Here is a 997-nt window from a genome sequence, read left to right as displayed (position 1 = left end):
CCGAACGGCCCCAGGTTTTTTATGCCCAGAGCCGCAAGCGCGGCATCATAGAATTTCGCAGATACCGCAGTATCCACCGCCCCGAGAAAAACGTGAGAGAAAACACCGTCACCTGAAATAACTGCCATGATTGTTCTCCTGTAATTTCCAACCGTTGGAAATGATGTTGCGCCGCGAGACACAGACCTTAGAAATGAATGACGGAACGGATGGATTTTCCTTCATGCATCAGATCGAAGGCCGTATTGATATCTTCGAGCGGCATGGTGTGCGTTACGAAAGGCGCAAGCTCGATATCGCCGCGCATGGCGTCTTCGACCATTCCGGGAAGTTGGCTGCGCCCCTTGACACCACCAAAAGCCGTGCCGCGCCACGAACGACCCGTGACAAGCTGGAAGGGACGGGTTGATATCTCCTGACCAGCCCCAGCCACACCGATGACGATCGACTGCCCCCACCCACGATGGGCGGCTTCCAGCGCCGCGCGCATGACATTGACGTTGCCGATACATTCAAAGGTATGATCAATGCCCCAGCCGGTCATTTCCACCAGAACCTGTTGGATCGGTTTGTCATAGTCCTTCGGATTAAGGAACTCCGTGGCGCCGAACGCCCTGGCAAGTTCAAATTTTTCCGGATTGGTATCAATAGCGAAAATCCGGCCAGCCTTTGCTTGTCGCGCTCCCTGAATCACCGCTAGACCGATCCCGCCCAGTCCGAAGACGGCAACCGTATCTCCCGGCTGTACCTTGGCCGTGTTGTGTACCGCACCGATCCCGGTGGTGACGCCACATCCCAGCAAACAGACATGCTCTGGATTGGATGCGGAGTTGATTTTAGCCAAAGAAACCTCGGCGACAACCGTGTATTCGCTAAACGTCGAACACCCCATGTAATGATGGATCGGCTGACCTTTGTAGGAAAAACGCGTCGTACCATCCGGCATCACACCCTTACCCTGTGTGGCGCGCACTGAAATGCAGAGATTGGTTTTTCC

Annotated in this window: 1 protein-coding gene; it reads right to left on the bottom strand. The window is 54.8% G+C overall.

All coding sequences use genetic code 11. The features are described from left to right. Positions 1–187 precede the first annotated feature (187 nt). Positions 188–997: zinc-binding dehydrogenase (locus B7449_RS15200; protein ID WP_048883783.1), on the bottom strand; the 810-nt coding region annotated here is incomplete at its 5' end.

It is taken from the genome of Komagataeibacter intermedius TF2 (assembly GCF_000964425.1).
Classification (GTDB): Bacteria; Pseudomonadota; Alphaproteobacteria; order Acetobacterales; family Acetobacteraceae; genus Komagataeibacter; species Komagataeibacter intermedius.
The sequence above is the reverse complement of the archived record's forward strand: the minus strand, read 5'-3'. Positions and strand labels throughout refer to the sequence as shown.